The 17,619-nt window shown below is 64.2% G+C and carries 18 protein-coding genes; 1 reads left to right on the top strand and 17 read right to left on the bottom strand.

Going from position 1 to position 17,619, the window contains the following annotated elements:
• Positions 1-106: 106 nt before the first annotated feature.
• The 4 genes from BRSPCE3_RS06880 to BRSPCE3_RS06865 form a co-directional block, all read right to left on the bottom strand.
• Positions 107-1,060, bottom strand: coding sequence for a hypothetical protein (locus BRSPCE3_RS06880; RefSeq protein WP_244065072.1), 954 nt, complete (start codon positions 1,058-1,060; stop codon positions 107-109).
• 153 nt (positions 1,061-1,213) lie between these two features.
• Entirely contained in the window at positions 1,214-1,417 is a 204-nt protein-coding gene (locus BRSPCE3_RS06875; RefSeq protein ID WP_094194249.1) for a hypothetical protein, read from the bottom strand.
• A 217-nt stretch (positions 1,418-1,634) separates the two neighbouring features.
• Positions 1,635-2,003, bottom strand: a complete 369-nt coding sequence (locus tag BRSPCE3_RS06870) for a YidB family protein (RefSeq protein ID WP_244065071.1) — start codon at positions 2,001-2,003, stop codon at positions 1,635-1,637.
• A 116-nt stretch (positions 2,004-2,119) separates the two neighbouring features.
• Entirely contained in the window at positions 2,120-2,773 is a 654-nt protein-coding gene (locus BRSPCE3_RS06865; protein WP_244065070.1) for a glutathione S-transferase family protein, read from the bottom strand.
• 122 nt (positions 2,774-2,895) lie between these two features.
• Between BRSPCE3_RS06865 and BRSPCE3_RS06860 the strand changes: the two genes are divergently transcribed.
• Positions 2,896-3,573 carry a DUF599 domain-containing protein gene (locus BRSPCE3_RS06860; RefSeq protein ID WP_244065069.1) on the top strand — a complete coding sequence of 226 codons (678 nt, stop codon included), beginning with the start codon at positions 2,896-2,898 and terminating at the stop codon, positions 3,571-3,573.
• Between the two features lie 13 nt (positions 3,574-3,586).
• On the opposite strand, the gene BRSPCE3_RS06855 is transcribed toward BRSPCE3_RS06860, so the two are convergent.
• The 13 genes from BRSPCE3_RS06855 to BRSPCE3_RS06795 all read right to left on the bottom strand — a co-directional run bounded on the left by BRSPCE3_RS06855 (position 3,587) and on the right by BRSPCE3_RS06795 (position 17,568).
• Entirely contained in the window at positions 3,587-4,471 is an 885-nt protein-coding gene (locus BRSPCE3_RS06855; protein ID WP_244065068.1) for a hypothetical protein, read from the bottom strand.
• Positions 4,472-4,647: 176 nt separating this feature from the next.
• On the bottom strand, positions 4,648-5,433 hold the full coding sequence (locus tag BRSPCE3_RS06850; protein ID WP_244065067.1) for an aldo/keto reductase: 786 nt from the start codon (positions 5,431-5,433) through the stop codon (positions 4,648-4,650).
• 72 nt (positions 5,434-5,505) lie between these two features.
• Complete coding sequence (locus BRSPCE3_RS06845; protein ID WP_244065066.1) at positions 5,506-6,837, bottom strand: cytochrome-c peroxidase; 1,332 nt, start codon at positions 6,835-6,837, stop codon at positions 5,506-5,508.
• Between the two features lie 121 nt (positions 6,838-6,958).
• Entirely contained in the window at positions 6,959-8,656 is a 1,698-nt protein-coding gene (locus BRSPCE3_RS06840) for a phospholipase C (protein ID WP_244065065.1), read from the bottom strand.
• 289 nt (positions 8,657-8,945) lie between these two features.
• Positions 8,946-9,587 carry an HD domain-containing protein gene (locus tag BRSPCE3_RS06835; RefSeq protein WP_244065064.1) on the bottom strand — a complete coding sequence of 214 codons (642 nt, stop codon included), beginning with the start codon at positions 9,585-9,587 and terminating at the stop codon, positions 8,946-8,948.
• 76 nt (positions 9,588-9,663) lie between these two features.
• Positions 9,664-10,377, bottom strand: coding sequence for an SDR family NAD(P)-dependent oxidoreductase (locus BRSPCE3_RS06830; protein WP_244065063.1), 714 nt, complete (start codon positions 10,375-10,377; stop codon positions 9,664-9,666).
• A gap of 92 nt (positions 10,378-10,469) precedes the next feature.
• On the bottom strand, positions 10,470-11,471 hold the full coding sequence (locus tag BRSPCE3_RS06825) for an alpha/beta fold hydrolase (protein WP_244065062.1): 1,002 nt from the start codon (positions 11,469-11,471) through the stop codon (positions 10,470-10,472).
• A 218-nt stretch (positions 11,472-11,689) separates the two neighbouring features.
• A complete protein-coding gene (locus BRSPCE3_RS06820; protein ID WP_244065061.1) occupies positions 11,690-12,577 on the bottom strand; it encodes an AraC family transcriptional regulator in 888 nt (295 codons plus the stop codon).
• 314 nt (positions 12,578-12,891) lie between these two features.
• Complete coding sequence (locus BRSPCE3_RS06815; RefSeq protein ID WP_244065060.1) at positions 12,892-13,776, bottom strand: alpha/beta fold hydrolase; 885 nt, start codon at positions 13,774-13,776, stop codon at positions 12,892-12,894.
• Between the two features lie 42 nt (positions 13,777-13,818).
• Positions 13,819-15,231, bottom strand: a complete 1,413-nt coding sequence (gene hydA / locus BRSPCE3_RS06810) for a dihydropyrimidinase (protein ID WP_244065059.1) — start codon at positions 15,229-15,231, stop codon at positions 13,819-13,821.
• Positions 15,231-15,995 (bottom strand): aspartate/glutamate racemase family protein, encoded by a 765-nt coding sequence (locus tag BRSPCE3_RS06805; protein WP_244065058.1) that lies wholly within the window; start codon positions 15,993-15,995, stop codon positions 15,231-15,233. Before BRSPCE3_RS06805 ends, hydA begins: the two co-directional genes overlap by 1 nt.
• Complete coding sequence (locus tag BRSPCE3_RS06800; RefSeq protein WP_244065057.1) at positions 15,992-16,795, bottom strand: GntR family transcriptional regulator; 804 nt, start codon at positions 16,793-16,795, stop codon at positions 15,992-15,994. The genes BRSPCE3_RS06805 and BRSPCE3_RS06800 overlap by 4 nt, the downstream gene beginning before the upstream one ends.
• Positions 16,792-17,568 carry an aspartate/glutamate racemase family protein gene (locus BRSPCE3_RS06795; protein WP_244065056.1) on the bottom strand — a complete coding sequence of 259 codons (777 nt, stop codon included), beginning with the start codon at positions 17,566-17,568 and terminating at the stop codon, positions 16,792-16,794. Before BRSPCE3_RS06795 ends, BRSPCE3_RS06800 begins: the two co-directional genes overlap by 4 nt.
• Positions 17,569-17,619 lie beyond the last annotated feature (51 nt).

Raw genomic sequence — 17,619 nt, 5'->3', positions numbered from 1 at the left:
GTGGATATCGGGACTTACTGCAGCGAACGGCGCGATAACGACGGCTCAAGCCGCCGTGATCACGCCCGGTGTCGGCCTGGTCCCGCTAGTCCTGGCTCGCGGCTGCTTAGTCCTGGCTCGCGGCCGCAGGCGCACTCGCCGCGGCAGGCGGCGGAGCCGACGCCGGGGCCGCAGCCGGCGCGATCTGGACCGGACGCTTCGCTGCAGGCGGCCGCTTCGGGGCCGCCGCAGGCGATGCGGTGGCGGCGCGCGCGGCCGGCGGCGGTGCGGCTGCAGCCGGCCTCGTCGGTTCGGGCGTCATGATGCTGACCGGCGGTGTCGATGCCGCGCTCGGAAACTCCGCATTGGTCGGCCTGCCCGTGGGCATCGACGGCGGCAGGGCGGCGACCAGGCCACCGGTGGCCGACGCCTGCGCGCCAGCCGGCGCGTTCCAGGAGCCGGCATAGCGGGTGACCAGGTTCTCGTAGGTCCGCTCGTTCATGTTGGCGATGATCTGATGGTTGTCGCCGAGCGAGCGGAATGCCGGGCATGCGGTCGGCGTGCAATGGTCACGGGCCATCAGCGCATAGGCCACCAGGCCGTAGCGATCATGCTCGATGGCGCGGCGCAGCGCCTGCAGTTCGGTGGTCGAATTGCGCTCCGCGGTTGCGAGGTCACCGAGCGCGGTCAGGCGCGAAACCTGCGACGCGGCATAGCTGACCGCGGCGGCCGCGGTGTCCGATGAACCGAACAGCACCTTCTCGCAGGCGTTGAGGACGGCGTCTCCAGCAAGGTCGTCGACGCAGGCCAGCGCCGGCACCGTCTGGCCGGTCAATTGCGCGGTCCGTGTCTCGGCCGGCGCGGCCGCCCCGCCCGGCCCGAAGCCGCGGATCGTCGCAGCGACCGCAACTGCGATCGACAGCAGCGTGATGACGGTCAGTGCGCCATTGGCGACGGATTTTTCCGCGCGCAGCAGCGTGACCAGGACGACGATCCCAAAAAATCCCGCCGCGGCCAAGGTCAGCCACATCGGGAAGGTCGGTGAGCGCCAGATCTGATCCAGCGAGGAAGCCCAGTTCATGCGCGATGTCCCTCAACGCAGCGTAAGCACAATCGGCGACGATGAACGCCGCCACCCCGACGTCCAACCTTCAGCACAATGGGTCTGCGAACAGGGCCTTTTGACGGCGACGTTGCGGAACCCGCTCCGGCCACCGGCTTGCGCACAACTCCTTCAGGACAGCGCGAGCTGACTCTCCTTGGCCACCCGTTCGAAAGCTTCGGTCGAGCTCTTGATGCGATATTGGCAGTCGTCACCTTCGGTCGGCAGCAGGCGGATCACCTCATAGGTGCCACTCGCCGCCGGGCGCGCCACGTTGCTCGCCGTGAAATAGACGATCTCGCCAATCGAGTACTTATGCTTCAACGCCCTCTCCATTTTCTTAGAGATTGCTGGCTGAGCTGACAGTCCCGATAGCTCATGCCGGCATTTTGAGAACCCTGCGGCAAGCTAGCACATCGCCCTGTCCCAAATCCAGCAAGATTGGGGCATGGCGAAGGTGCAATTTTTGCAGGTTTTTCAGGACGATAGACAGCAATTTACGTGCCAGCCGGAAATTGCCCGCCGGGCCTGGCTGGAACCCGGTTCCATAGCCTCAGGCAGTATGCGGCAGCTTGCCGTTGGGGCTCGCGCTGTCGACCGCGGCCGGAAGCTGCTGGGCGAGGATCTGGGACAGCTGGTCCACCGGAATGTTGAACCTGGCGGCGAGCTGCTTGACCGTGTCGCTTCCAAGCACCTGCTGGAGCTGCTCGGCGGTGATCGGCAGGTTCTGGCCGCTGCCGATCCAGGATTTGACCTGCTCGCCGAGCCCGGCCTGCTCGAGCTTGGCGACGATCGCGGACAAGCCGCCCTGCCCGCCATTGCCCATTACCTCGCCGAGCACGACGGGGATCACCGCCGCGCCGAGCTGGCCCAGCATGCCTTTCAGCTCCGGCGAATTCTCCAGGGAATCGAGAATGCCCATGGTCTAAGTCCTTTCACGACTTGTGAAACCAGCCTGCCGGATTCGACGCCTTCAGCTCCGCGGCGTCAAGCCGCGATCTTTGCCAGCGTTGTCACAATTCGGAAGCGCAGCAACCGTCAGACATCCTCGAATCGGTCGATCCGCAGCGTCTCGGCAAGGCCGTCGCGGGTCCATTGCTGGAACGCCGGAAGCTGCATCATGGCATCGACATAGTGCTTCGCCTCGGGCTTCACCGGGATCGCATAGGTGCGGAAGCGATGCACCACCGGGGCGTACATCGCGTCCGCCGCGGAGAATTCCCCGAACAGGAACGGGCCCTGTTTGCCGTAGCGCGCGTGGCAGTCGGCCCAGATCTCCTCGATCCGCGCCACATTGGCCCGCGCGTCGTCCGACAGCGCCACCGCGCGGATCGGCCGGTGCAGGTTCATGCCGCATTCGCTGCGCAACGGCACGAAGCCGGAATGCATCTCGGCCGAGATCGCGCGGGCATGCGCACGCGCGGCGCGATCCGCAGGCCACAGCTTCGCGTCGGGAAATTTCTCGGCGAGATATTCGATGATCGCCAGCGAATCCCACACCGTGACATCGCCGTCGATCAGCGTCGGCACCTTGCCGGCCTTGCTGAAGGCGAGGATGCGGTCCTTGTCGGCCTGATCGGTGTACAGCGGCACGAAGATTTCCTCGAACGGGATGTCGTTGGCGCGCAGCGCCAGCCAGGGCCGCATCGACCATGACGAATAGTTCTTGTTGCCGATGACGAGCTTGAGCATGTCCGGGGAATCCTGTTGCCTGCGTATTTTGCCATAGTGCATTGCAGGTCTTCAACCTGTACATCACGCGGGATGCAGCGCGGCGCGGACGGGCAGCCGCGCGCTCACGAAGGAAGGCAGCCATGACTGGCTATTGGGCCGACATCCTAGCCGTCAGCTTCTTTGCGCTGGAATGGCTGGTCTACGCGATCACGCTGGAGCACACCGCCTATGGGCGCGACAGCCTGTCGGCGCGGATGCATGTCTACCGCGAGATCTGGGTCCGGAACCTGCTCAATCGCGACGCGCGGATGGTCGACATGCAGATCATGGCGAGCTTGCAGAACGGCACCGCGTTCTTTGCCTCCACCAGCCTGATCGCGATCGGCGGCGGTCTGGCGCTGCTGCGCGCCACCAGTGATGCGCTCGCGGTGCTCGGTGCGCTGCCGGTCAACCTGACGCCCTCGCCAGCTTTGTGGGAGATCAAGTGCATCGGGCTGATCCTGATCTTCATCTACACCTTCTTCAAATTCGCCTGGGCCTATCGCCTGTTCAACTATGTCGCGATCCTGTTCGGTGCGATGCCGCCGGCCGGTCAGCGCGATACGCCGGAGGCGGAGGCCCATGTCATCCGCACCACGCGCCTGTTCGAGACCGCGGGCCGGCACTTCAACCGCGGACAGCGCGCGTTCTTCTTCGCGCTCGCCTATCTCGGCTGGTTCGTCAGCCCCTGGGTGCTGTTCGTCACGACCGCCGCGGTCGTGATCGTGATCTGGCGCCGGCAGTTTGCCTCGAACGCCTGGCAGGCGATGGGAAGCTGAGGCCTGCCTCGGCTCACGACGCGAAATCGCGCGGGGTGAAGTCGAGGTCGAGCACCTTCCATTCGCCGTAGCGGTCCCGCGGCAGCATCGCATAGGGCTGACAGGCCTGCAGCGCCTCGGTCGCGCTCTTGAGCAACATGGGCCCCTTCTCCGATGCGGTAGCCTCGATCAGCAAGGGCTGCGAGGCGAGCTTGCCGTCAGGCTTCATGAACACCCGGAGCTTGATCCTGACGTCGTCGCCCGTGCTCAGCGTCGGCGGAAGCTTCAGGCAGGTCTTTAGATGGCGGCGGAATTCGGCGGCCACGCTGGAGCCGACATCGGCCTGCTCGGTGGCCGCGGCATCGAAATTGTCCTTGCCAGGACCGGGGCCTTGCGGCGCGTCGGCCGGCGGCTTGACGGAGATATCGGGCGGCAGACCAAGCATGACATTGTATTTGACCGACAGATCAGGCTCGGGCTGCGCATAGGCAGGCGAAGACGCCGCGGCCTGTTGCTGCGCGGTTGGCTGGGGCATCGGCGGCGTCTGGGGTGCCGGCGTCGCCGACGGCGGCTCGGCCGCAGCATGCTGAGGACTCGGGCTCGGCTTGGGAGCCGGCGGCGTCGCCTGCTTCTGCTGCGGCTGTGGGGCGGGCGCCTGGGCCGATCCTTCGGGCTTGGCCTGCTCCACCGGCTTGTCGAGTGACGGCAATCGCAGCTCAGGGGTCGGCGTTGGGCTCGGCACCGGGTCAGGCGCGACCTCGGCTTTGGCGACCTCCTGCGGCGTCACGATCTCGACCGGCACCGTGTCAGCGGCGACGGGATCGAACTGATGCACCTCCGAATACAGGAAAATCAGCGCAAGCAGCATCAGGTGCACGAACACCGATGCCAACATGTCCGCGTTTGGCCGAAACTTCATCCCGCTCGATCACATCAGTGATGTCTCCCCGCCGGCAACATTACCGGCCGGAACCCGCCTACCTCAATCCCCCTTCGGTTCAAATCCGCAGGCGACCGGCGCGCAATAGCATGATCCGGGCCGCTGCCCAGCGATTTTCGGCGCAATGATGCCCAGGCAAGCGGCGCATCGGCCGATCAACGTCCGCCGGCACCAGCCATCGCCGTAATCTCGGCCATATCCGCATCCGACAGCTCGAAATCGAAAATGTCGATGTTTTCCTGGAGCCGCTCGAGCTTCGCGGTGCGCGGGATCGCGGACACATTCTGTTGCACCAGCCAGCGCAGGCTGACCTGGGCGGCGGTCTTGCGATAGCGGTCGCCGATCCGCGCCAGCGCGCGATCGGTCTTGACCCGACCCTTCGCGATCGGGCTGTAGGCAACGAACGCCAGGCCATGGTGTGCGCAGGCCTCGATCACATCGGTCTGGTCGAGATAAGGATGGTACTCGACCTGGTTGCAGGCGAGCGGCTCGGGGCACGCCGCCACCGCCTCCGCGATCTGCGCCACGTTGAAGTTCGAGACGCCGATATGCCGCGCCAGTCCCGCCTGCTTGACCCGCGCCAGCGCGCCGAGCGTCTCGGCAAGCGGCACCTGCGCACTCGGCCAATGGAGCAGCAACAGATCAACCTCGGTCAGGCGCAGCCGCGCCAGGCTTTCCTTGACCGCACGATCGAGATCCTTCGCCATGAAATGCGTGGTCCAGACCTTGGTGGTCACGAACACATCGTCGCGCTTGACGCCGGAGGCGCGCAGTCCCTCGCCGACCTCGCGCTCATTGTCGTAGATCTCGGCGGTGTCGATGTGCCGGTAGCCGAGCCGCAGCGCCTGCTCGACGATGCGCGCACAGGTCCGCCCGCGCAACTCCCATGTCCCGAGTCCGATCGCGGGGATTTTGGCGCCGTTGCCTTCGACGACATTCATGGCGCCATTATGCGCGCCTCACGAGGAGCTGCCAACTCACGGTTCGGTTCCACGCCGAACCGTGGCGGCGCCTCACCGCTCCGGCTGGTAACCGTCGGTCAGCGTCTTCAGGAAGGCGATGATGTCGGCCTCATCCCGCGCCGTCATCGCGGGCGTGTCGCCGGGATGGCGTTCGAACGGCGGATCGCTGACGTCGACATTGCCGTGGTACTTCTCCGGCAGGTCGTCGTACTTGCGAACCGTGCCGTCGGCGCCGTGCGAAAACACCTTCTCCGGGTTGGTATCGCGGAAATTGTAGAAATCGAGCACCTGCTCGAGGCTGGTGAAGACGCCGTTGTGGAAGAACGCGCGGCGGGTCGCGGTGTTGCGCAGGGTCGGCGTCAGAAACATCCCGCAATATTGCGTCTGCTCGGCGATGTCGGTGCGATACGGGCCGCAGACCCCGAGGTCGAAATAATTGGGATCGCGGGTGGTGGCGAGCGCGGCGTTACGCGGCGCACCGAGCGCCTCATATTGATGGTCGGTGAACAGCGGCGGCAGGCCGTCGCGGGTCGGCTGCGAGGTATGGCAGCCGCCGCAATTCGCCTTGTCCGGATCGTTGAATAATTGCAGACCGCGCAGCTCGCTCTCGCTGAGCCGCGCCCTGCCCTCCAGCCAGTAGTCGAACTTGCTGGTGTAGGGATGGAAGCTCGGCTCCTCCACCTGATAGCGCGCGACCGCGAACATCGCCTCCGCGACCAGCAGCCGCGTGTTGCCGAACACCTGAGCGCCGAACAGTTCGGCAAAGCGCGGAGCGTAGCTCGCCCGGCGCAGCTTCTGCGCCACCACCTCGATGCTGCCGCCGTCCATCTCGTTCGGGTCAAGCAGCGGAAAGATCGCCTGATCCTGCAGCGTATCGGCGCGGCCGTCCCAGAACAGACCGCCCTGCGGCACGATGTTGACCGCGGACGCAGCCGTCCCGGTCGCGACCTTCCTGGCGCGCACGGCTTGCTGGCCTGCCGCGGCGAGTTGCGCGAAGTCGACGACATTGTCGTCCTCGTCCTTCTCGGGGCCGATGCTGAAATTCGGCTGGCGCTCGAGATAGGTCAGGCCCGGCACGGCGCGCGTCCCTTGCCGGGATTGCGTCGGCCCGCCGAGCATCACCGGCCCGTCATTGGGCGGGCCGTAGGCGTGGTCCGGGCTGTGGCAGGATGCGCACGACAATGCGCCCGACGACGACAGCGACGCGTCGAAGAATATCTTCCGGCCGAGCTGCGCCATGGCGGACAATGGCGCGACCGGCGGACGCCGGAGCTGCACCGGGCTCGGATTCGTCCCCGGAAGTTGCTGGGTCTCGACAGCCGCGACGGCGCCGGCCATGCACAGCAGGCCGACGCCGAGAAGCCACAGAGTGCGGCCCTTCATATCAGATCCAGTGTCGTTGGAGCATGCTCGCGCGAACCGGAGACCAGTTCGCGCGAGCCAAGCGTCAAGGCGGGAAGCAGAGCTTCGGCTCTGATCAGATCAGATCAGAACCGAAGGGCTCCTAGTGGTGGTGGTGATCATCCGGCGGGCTGACGATGACTGTGCCGGCGGTCGGGTCGAGGAACAGCGTGTCCTGCCGGTACTCGTGATCGTGGCCGTGGCCGCGCTCGAAGTCGAACATGTCGGCGATCGATTCGACGCTGTCGTCGAACGAGCCGCCGCCGAGACGCTGGCCGTGCAGCCAGTTGTCCTCGATGAAGCGCACGACGGAGGCCTGCGAGATGAAGTTGTGGCTGACGTAGTTCCGCTTGGCGAACGGCGAGATCACCAGGAACGGCGTCCGCGTGCCTGGTCCGCAGCGGCCGTTCACCGGCTTGCCCTCGAGGCCCTTCGGCTGCTTCTGCTTGCTGACGCCGCGGCCGCACTGACCGGGACCGTTGACCTGATCGGCGGTCGGGTCATACGAGGCGCTGATCGGCGCAAGGTACTGGTGGTCGTACCAGCCGTCGGAGTCGTCATAGGTGATGATGACCGCGGTCTCGCCCCACTCCTTCTGCTTCTGCAGGAAGTTGACCAGCTCGACATTGCCGGCCTGCTCGTCGAGCGGATCGGAATTGCCGGGATGACCGTCCTGATAGGCCGGCATCTTGATGTAGGACACGGCCGGGAAGTTGCCGGCCTTCACCGAGGCGTAGAAGTCCTCGAGATCGTAGGCATGATTGGCCGGATCGACCGTCTTGCTGCCGGGCACGTAGGTGTGGCCGATCGCATTCAGCGAGCTCGGCCGCGCATGGGTCGGGTTGGCGGTCGACTTGTAGTACTGGAACCAGGCGTGGTGCGGAATGTAGTCCACGATGGTGCCGTTGACGTTGCTCGAGAACGTGCTGCGGCCGCAATTGGTGGTGCCGTTGCCGTTCTTGAGCGTCAGGTCGAAGCCGCCCATGAAGCTGCCCCAGCTGATCTGCTCGGCATTGAGCAGGTCGCCGATGTTCTTGCTGGTCATCAGGACCTGGCTGGTCGTGCTCGAGCAGGAATCGTAGGCGGGATCGGTATCACCGATCAGCGTCAGGCCGCCCTGGCCGTCGGCGATCGACGACGAGGTGCCGACGATGTTCTGTGCACCGTTGGTCTGGCCGGACACCACCTCGATCGCGCCGGGCGTCGACGGACCGAAAGTGTCGGTCCAGTTGTTGTCGCTCATCGCGAAGTGCTGGGCGTAGTTCCAAAACGCGGTGACGGTGTTGCCGTCGAAATAACCCATCACCTGCCCGTTGGTGCCGAAGGCGCCGACGCCGCCGGCGGTGCCGCGACCGGTGAATTTCGGAAACAGGTCCTCCTTGCCGTTGTCGACCGCCTGCTGCTCGGGCGTGTAGGCGTGATTCTGCGACTTGGTGTTGGCCTGGGTGCGGTCGAGACGGAATGGATTGGTCGCGCCGGTGCCGTTGGCCGGATTGAGATTCGGGTTGTTGGTCAGCAGTCCGGCGTTGGCGAGGTTGTTGACCTTCGGCGTATGCGGCTTCGCAACGAAGGCAATCGAGCCCGACGGATTGGCCGCATTCGGATAGGTCGCGAAATAATGATCGAACGAGCGGTTCTCGTTGAAGATGACGACGAGATGCTTGATCGGCGTTGCCGTGTGGATGTCGTGCGGATGACGATGTTCGTGGTCTTTATCATCGTCGTGAGCGGCGGCGCTGCACACAACTGCAGCGGCAGCGACCAGGCAGACTCCGACCGTTGAAAGGAATTTCGCCTTCACTTCTTGCCCCATTTTTTAAGGATTTATGACGTCGACGTGCGACACATTAGCCAGCGCGCGTAACAGCTCTGTGTCGGTTTTGCGATTGCCGCATCATCGCGACATGATCGTCGCGCGTTCAATTCACGCGGCAGTTGCAGCGTGCGCGAACGGATCTTGAATCGATGTTAGTGAAGCGATCGCTGTGTCGATGACGAAGGCTCGCGCGTCATGACGAAACGTGCTCCCGCGCATGCTGCGTCGGCGGCAAACCGTCACGCTGACCTCCCCGGCCAGCCGCCACGGCACGTCAACTCTCGAAGGGCGCCGCGTGAATGATGTCACAGACGTTGGGGATCTCGAGGCCATGCACGAGGCGCCGACCAATGTCGGCCAAGCCGGTGCCGATCGCCGTATGCGGCTTCTTTCTGGCGACTTCGGCCAAAGCCTCCGTGAACGCGGCCTTCATTCCAATCCGCGGGTAGAGAGCGAGAGTATCGTCGATCAGGGACGGCGTGATTTCCTCCATTCGAAGTCCCATGACATCGACGTAAGCGCCGAAATGGACCAGCGCGACTTCCGGCTGCTTGCGGTCGGCGATGTCGGCGACCGAATGCAGCGCAATCGCATCCCAGGCGATTTCGGTTTTCGACGGCGGGTAGTGGTTCGCAAGCAAGAAGCGGCTGGCGGCATCGGCGCCATCGACCTCGAATCGCTTGTCAGCGGCGTGCAATGGCGAAAGGCCGAGATCATGGAGCAGCGATGCGATGTAGACGAGCTCGCGGTCGTACTTCATCTCGCGCTTCCTCCCGATGAACTCGGCAAACCACCACGTCCGGTGTACGTGGTTGAGCAGCACCTTGGAATGGGCCTGCTCGGCGAGCGCCGCAGCTTTGCGCGCGAGATCTGAATCCGGAGCGATCATTCCTCCGATGCTGACCGCCGCACTCATGTATCCTCCTCGGAATTCAGGCCCGGAATTTCAGTTTGGGGCGCTGCCTGCACCCAAATGCCTTCAACCATCGGGTTCAAAGGCCCGGCGGCGGGGTGATGTAGCCGGGCACGTCCGCCGCCAGCGTCCCCTTCAGCATCGCCGTCCCCTTGTCGGCCATCACCTCGCTCTTGCCGGCGGCAAGCGCGTCATAGGTCTGGTGCACCACGTGCTCGGGGCTGGCCTTCGGCACGTCAATGCCGTTGGTCAGGTCGGTATCGACGAACCCGACATGCAGGCCGAGAACCTGCACGCGCTGCTCCCGCAACTGGAAGCGAAGCTGGTTGGTAAAGCTCCATGCCGCCGCCTTCGACGCGGCGTAGGGAGTCAGATAGGGCCGCGGAAGCCACACGATGTCGGAAAGCACGTTGATGATGGCGGCATGTGGCTTGGCCAGCAGGATCCGCTCAAAGGCCTGCGTGACGCGCACGACGCCGTAATAGTTGGTCTCGAACATCCGGGATGATTGTGCTTCGACGTCCTGTGCCAGAGGCCCATCGATCAACGCGGCGATTCCGGCATTGTTGACCAACAGCGTCGTATCCGCGGCCAGTTCGACGGCCGCTGCTATCGACGCCTTGTCCGTGACATCGACCCTGACCGGGACGACACCCGCTTCCTCGAAACCGCTGGTGCTGCGCATCCCGGCGTAGATCTTCCTTGCCCCGCGACGACGCGCCTCGCGCGCAAAAGCCAGGCCCAGACCGCGATTGGCACCGGTGATGAAGACAGTTGCGTTAGCGACGTCCATGACGAACCACCTTTTCAGAGCCGCCTGCCAGAGCCCGTTGATCCCGGCCGCCAGCCTGAGCGTTCTCAGTTCAGGAAGCGTGACTTCCGATCCTAGCCCGACGTGAGCAGGAGTTGCGCAACCTCGGCTGGCCTGTCGATCATCAGCCAGTGGCCGGCCTCGACCGGTTTTACTGCGCTGTGCGGATAGGTCGCGGCGATCGCAGCCGCCGTAACCGAGGTCAAATAAGGATCCATGACGCCCCAGATCAGGTTGACCTTTTTGGCGAACCGACCGACGTCGGGGAGCCGTGACGTGTTGTAGGCTACGCTCTCCCGCACTTGAGCGGTCATTTGCGCAAAGGCCGGCCCCGCCCCACCGGCAAAATTGCCATCGACGATCGGTCGCACGATGCCGTCGAAGCGCTCCCTCAATTCCGAAGGCATGTTGACCTGAAAATGCTTGTCCTGAAACGTGATCAGCCAGCTCATTTGATCAGGACTGCTCAGAAATGCCTGGGCAAGCTCCTTGAGCCAGGGGTCGCCAAACACTTCGATGATTTCGGGCAGCCGCCATGTTGGCGAATCCGAATAGTAACAGTTCAGCAGGCAGAGCCAGGCAACGCGATCAGGATGGTCGAGGGCGTAGTTGGCCGCGCATGGCCCGCCGGAGTCGTGACCGACCGGAATGAACTTGTCGATCTTCAGCGCATCGACAACGGCTGCCAGGTCTCCGACCTGCTGCTTGAACGTGTACTGATAGCCTTCCGCTGCGATCTTCTCCGATTGACCAAATCCGAGGAAGTCGAACACCACCACCCGCCTGCCGGCGCGCGTCAGATACGGCACCAGATAATCGTAGATGTGAAGATTGTCCGGGAATCCGTGCATCATGACAAAAGCCGGATCCTGGCCAGGATACTCGCGAGCATAGACCATGCGGCCGTTCGATATCCGATGCTCGATATATGGAACGACCGAGGTCATCGGCGGCTCAAGGCTCATTTTGCTTTCAGTTGCGCGGGTGGGATTGGCCAAAGCGAGCGCAAGGCCTCCAGCGCTCGCAAGCAACAAGTCACGGCGGGAAGCAAGATTACCGTCAGTGGAGGAGTCCATCCCGCGATGCCTTTCCAAGGTTGATCCAGCTTGGAGCCGCCGGACAGCAAGCTCGCAGGCGAGCCCGTTCCGGCTGCTTGACAGCGCGCTCACGAGTCTCCGGCGGAGGCTGCCGGAACCGCCGCCTCTGTCGCTGGTGCGAGAATATCGGCCACTAGCCGGCCACCGTCTTGTACGCGGCGGCCGGATTTGGAAATTTCGATCCTGAAATTTGCGAATTACTCAAACTGGGCCGAAGCCGCACGCCTTCTGTAGACACCCGGAGGCATTCCTACATGGCGGTTGCACGCCTTTGTAAGGTGGCTTTGGTCGACGAAACCGCATCGCGCGGCGATATCTGTCAAAGACAATTTGTCATCGCACAAAAGCGATAACGCCATTTCGATGCGTTTCTCCACGAACCATTTGTGTGGCGAACAGCCTGTCGATTTCCTGAATGCTCTCGAAAAATGTACAACCGACAATCCGCATGCATCCGCAACTTCTTGCAGAGAGAGAGCTCGCCCGATCGCGGAATGCATGAGGTCTTTCGCGCGACGTTCCTGCCAAGGAGACAATCCGCCGCGTCGCACCTCGAGATCATCAGCTCCAAAATATCGAAGCGCGACATGTTTGCAGAGGCCGTCCACGATATGATCCACGAAGAACTGGGTGAAGTGCTTCTCCGCGCCGAGGACCTGAAGCGTTGCAAGGCCGAATGAAGCGATCGTCGGATCGGCCAAGCTTGAATTTTGATCTACCTTCAATTGACCGATTTGACGAGAGCGGCCGCCTTGCAGGTAGTCGTGGATTGCCCTTGTTGGAATTTCAAAATTGATGACATCGACCGCGTGGCTCATCTTCCAGGAGAAGGGCTCGCAAACGTGCCTGATCGCACTTTCCATGGAGCCCCGCGGAGGCAGGTTAATGCGCCGCCGTCCCCGGACCAACGTGTTTGCGGGATGTGCCTTCAGAAAGAGCCTGACCATGTAGATGTCTTCGGCACAAAAACCCAGGAAGACGTCAGGCTTCGGTTCAAGGCAGGTCGTGCGGAAACAGCGAGCAATCAATCCCCCCGTTCGAACGGATTGCACGTTCGGACCGTTGATAAAATTGATCTCCGGCACGGAGCGGATCTTTGGGTTGGGAAACCCTGGCTCAGAGCCGGAAGCCGTCGTACCTAGCGCCCGCATTCTCATCCCGTCCCCTCCATTGGAGTCCGGAAATTCCAGGATGCTGAGAATAGCTGAAGACGACTGCGATGCGAACGCCAAAATCGAATTGCGCTCGCTGTTTCAATAGGCACAATTTCTTGAAAAATCCCGTGGCCCCCCGTCGCCGACGGACGTCCGGGAGCCGTGACGTATTACCCAAAGCCAGAGATGCTTCCGCGAGCAGCGAACGTCCCTGCCCCCAAAGCCGCCGTTGATGAATGGACGTCCTAGTCCTTCATTCCCGTAATCGAAGCACTGACGGCTCGGGGATCACGTGATGGCCAGCGGCCGCTTTCGACCTGCGCCAGGAAATCGCCGACGATGCGGTTGTATTCGTCGGGCTCCTCGATGTTGATGGCGTGGCCGCAATTCGGCATGACGGCGAGCGCGGCCGACGGAATGCTCTGCTTCATCAGAATGCCCGGCAGCAGGCACGGCCAGTCCTCGTCGCCGGTGATGATCAGCGTCGGGGCCGTGGTGCGCTTCATCTCCTCGACCAGCGTGTAGAGCGAGGGACGCTCCTTCTGGACGCCCTGCTGGGTGTTGGCCGACCCCACCGCGGAGTGCTCGGCGAGCATGGTCTTGAACTCGGCGTGGCCGCGCGGGTCTTTGTTTTCATATTGCACGCGTGTCGGCCCGTAAGCATAGCGCTCGGCGAACGCCGGCATGCCCTCCTTGCGGATCATGGTGGCGATCACGTCGGCCTCGGCGCGAAACGTCTCGCGCTTGTCGAGCTCGGCGCCATAGCCGCAGCCACCGATGCACAGCGACAATGCCCGCGCCGGATGACGCAGTCCGAAATGCAAGGTCGCGAAGCCGCCCATCGAGAGGCCAATGATATGCGCCTTCGGCGCGCCGATGTGATCGAGCACCGCCAGGATGTCGTCGGCTGCGCGCGCCTGCGAATAAGACGAGACCTGCTCGGGCACATCAGACGGCGGAAAGCCGCGCGCATTGTAGGCGATGGTGCGGAAGCGCTTGCCGAAATGTCGCATCTGCGGCTCGTAGCTGCGCAGATCGCCGGCGAACTCGTGGACCAGGATCACCGGGTGGCCGGAGCCGGTTTCCTCAAAATAAAGACGGACGCCATCATCGGTTGTCGCGTAGGGCATGGTGGTCTCCTGCCTTCTGGTTCGCGGGTTACGCCCTTCGTATCACGGAATGGTTGCGGCGGACGGTGGCTTGGCGCGCGGCAGATATGTGCCGTGCTCCTTGCTACCGACCAGCGTGCCGTCATCGACGACCACCTTGCCGCGTACCATGGTGAGCACCGGCCAGCCGGTTACCTCGAGGCCTTCATACGGCGTGTAATCCGCGCCATCGTGGATCAGCTCGTGGCGGACCGTCACCTTGCGCTTTGGATCCCATAACGCGATGTCGGCATCGGAGCCGACGGCGATGGTGCCCTTGCGCGGATAGAGGCCGTAGATCTTGGCATGGTTGGTGGCGCTGAACGCGACGAAGCTGTTGAGGTCGATGCGCCCCTTGACCACGCCCTCGGAGAACAAGATCGGCAGCCGCGTCGCCACACCGGGGATGCCGTTCGGCACCCAGCGGAAGCTGGTGCGCCCCTTTGGCGCGAGCTTGCCCTGCGGGTCGTCGTAGCGGAACGGGCAATGATCCGACGAGAACACCGAGAACACTTTCTGCTGCAATCCCTCCCAGCACGCCTGCTGGCTGGCGACGTCGCGCGGCGGCGGCGAGCAGACGTATTTCGCGCCTTCCATGTTGAGCTGATCGAGATCCTTCTCGGTCAGCATCAGGTATTGCGGGCAGGTTTCGCCCATCACCCGGAGGCCGCGCTGCTGGGCGCGGCGGATCTCGTCCATCGCCTCGCGGTTCGAGACGTGCACGATCATGATCGGCACGTCGACCAGCTCCGACAGCGAGATCGCGCGATGGGTGGCCTCGCGCTCGACCGGGATCGGCCGCGAGGTCGCGTGGAAGCGCGGCGCAGTGTTGCCGGCGCGTTCCAGCCGGTCGGTGAGAAAGCGGATGGCGTCGAAATTCTCCGCGTGCACCATCAGCATCGCGCCGGTCTCGCGCGCCACCGACATGGTCTCGAGCAGCTCGCGGTCTGACAACGCCAGCCCCTCATAGGTCATGAAGACCTTCAGCGAGGTGTAGCCGTCCTCGACCAGCGCCGGCAGCTCCTGACCCAGCACGTGCTCGGTCGGATCGGTGACGATCAGATGGAAGGCGACGTCGACATGGCATTCGCCCTCGGCCAGCGAATGATAATGCTTCAGCGCCTCGCGCAGCGTCTGGCCCTTCTCCTGCAGGCAGAACGGCAGCACGGTGGTGTTGCCGCCGAATGCCGCCGAGCGGGTACCGGAAGCAAAGCCGTCGGCCATCACGATGCCGTCGCCCGACGGCTGGGCGAAATGGACGTGGCTGTCGATGCCACCGGGCAGCACCAGGCGGTCGGTGGCGTCGATGATGGTCGTGGCATCGCCGAGATCATGTCCGAGCGCCGTGATCTTGCCGTCGCGGATGCCGACGTCGCAGGCGAAGGTGTCGGCAGCGGTCACGACGGTGCCGCCGCGGATGATGGTGTCGAAGGACATCAGTCTGTCCCCTTCTTCGGTGAGCGATGTTCGATGATGGCGGCCAGCGGCTCGGCGAGCCCGATGGTCGGCTTAGGATCGGGACGGCGGAAGGTGCCGGCGATCGCCTTGCGCGGCTTGAGCACGGCAAGCGTTTCCGCCTGGCGCACGGCGGCCGCGACTGGATCGACCACCGGCACCGGAATGCGGTCGCGGACCTTCGCCGCAAGGCCGGCGAGCGGCGCGCCTGACAGAATGACGACGTCGGCGCTGTCCTGTTCGACCGCCCGGTTGGCAAGCGCGACCAGCAGCTCCTCCTTCTCGGCCTGTACCTCGGAGATCGACTGGAAGCTGCCACCCAGCGCGCGGATGCCGGCGCAACGTGAACTCAGCCCGTGCATCGCGACGCACTCCTCGTACCACGGCGCCAGCGCGCCGGCGAAGGTCACGATCGAAAACCGCCGCCCCAACATGCAGGCGGTGAGCATCGCAGCCTCGGCGAGGCCCACCACGGGAAACGAAAACAGCTCGCGTGCGCCGAACAGGCCGGGATCGCCGAACGCAGCGATCACAGCGGCATCGATGCCGGGGCCGGCCTCGGCCAGCATCTCCAGCGCGATCGCGCCGCCGATCTGCGCCTCGGCGCGGGTCGCGATATAAGGCACGCCGCGCGCTGCGGTGACCGGCACGAGCTCGGTATCGGCGGAGGCCGCCTTGGTGCCGGCGGCATGGAGCAGGTCGGTCACGTCAGCCGTCGTGTTGGGATTGAGCAGCAGGATCTTCATGGCGCAACCTTCCTGGTCTTGCGGACGCGCGCCTTCGCGGGTGCGGCCGGCGCCGGAGCATCGTCCGCCTCGCGATCCAGCGTCTCGACGACGATCTCGCCGGTGCGGCGCACATGGTGCGCCAGCATTTGTCCGGCCCGTGCCGCGTCGCGGCGCTTGAGCGCTGACAAAATATCCTGATGCTCGCGCACCGATTCATCCCAGCGCCCGAGCACCGACAGCGCGAAAAAGCGCGCCCGCTCGGCCCGCGCCAGCAGCGCCTCATGCGTCGCCTTCAGCACCGCATTGCGGGCAAAACCGACGATCGCGGAATGGATTTGCTGGTTTACCTCAAAATAATCGCGCAACTCGCCGCGGCCGTGGTGCCACTCGATCTTGTCCTGCAGCGCGGCGAGCCGCTCGAAGTCGGCGTTCTCCATGCGCAGCGCGGCGAGCTCGGCGGCGCAGCGCTCGATGCCGCTGACCGCCTCGAACAGTTCGGTCAGCTCGGCGCGGCGGAACGGCGCCACCACGGCGCTGTGGTTGAGCCTGAGTTCGACCAGGCCTTCGCTCGCCAATTGCTTCAGCGCCTCGCGCAGCGGGGTGCGCGAAATGCCCAGCGCGTCGGACAGGTCCGCCTCCCCCAGCGATTGTCCCGGCGCCAACTCGCCGCGCACGATCATGGTGCGCAGCCGCGCGGCCGCCTGCTCGTGCAGTCCGACTCGCGGCACGCGCAGGCGGCGGCGCTGCAGCGCCGTCATCGCGCGCTTGGGTTCCTTGCTACGTCTGTTCGGCTTCGTCTCGGTCTTGGCTTCAGTCACCGCACGCCTTCATTGTCTTGATGGGAGATCGCGGTCGCCGCGCACAGATCGGGGTTCGTGAACAGACTGCCCCAGCCATGCACGCGCGACGGGTCGCAGCCGACAGCGGTGAGGCATGCCCACAGCGTCACCGCAATCGAATCCAGCACCGGCACGCCAAATTCGCGCTCCAGCCGCTCGGCGGCGCCAGCGCCGCGCATGTTGGTGCAGAGCACGACGGCAGCATCGCAACCTTCGCGCACCACTTGCTTGATCAGGCCTGCGACCTCGGCCTCGCTGACCTCGGCAAAGGAGAAATTGTCCTGCAATGCGAGATGCCGCTCGGCGAAGCAGTGCAGCCCCGCCGCATTCCAGTTGGCGATGATCTTGTCCTGCACGTCCGTCCGATACGGCGTCACCAGCCCGATGCGCCTGGCCCCGATCCGCCGCAGCAGGTCGCGATAGGCCAGCACCGTGGTGCAGGCCTTGATCCCGGTCGCCGCCGTGATCTGCTCGCACAGGCTCTCGTCGCGATCGAAGCCGAGCCAGCTTGCCGAGGTGCCGTTCCAGGCGATGACGTCGACCTTGGCATGGGCAAGCAACTCTGCCGCGCGCAAAATCTCGCTGGCGTCGAACTGACGCAGCGCCTGCTCGGACAGCGCGATCTCCGTCACCCTGAAGCGCGCGAAATGCGCGGTAACGTCGTCGACGCCTGACAGCATCGCATAGGTGATCGGCTCGAGGGCGGTATTCGACGACGGCGTCAGCATGCCGAGCCGGATAGGACGTGTCATTCGAAGGCCTCATCAACCGGCCGAACCCTTGGCAGGATTCGGCCGTCCTGG

This window comes from Bradyrhizobium sp. Ce-3, assembly GCF_022835695.1.
In the GTDB taxonomy this organism is placed as follows: Bacteria; Pseudomonadota; Alphaproteobacteria; order Rhizobiales; family Xanthobacteraceae; genus Bradyrhizobium.
Note: the sequence above shows the minus strand (reverse complement) of the source record. Positions and strands in the feature narration are given on the sequence as shown.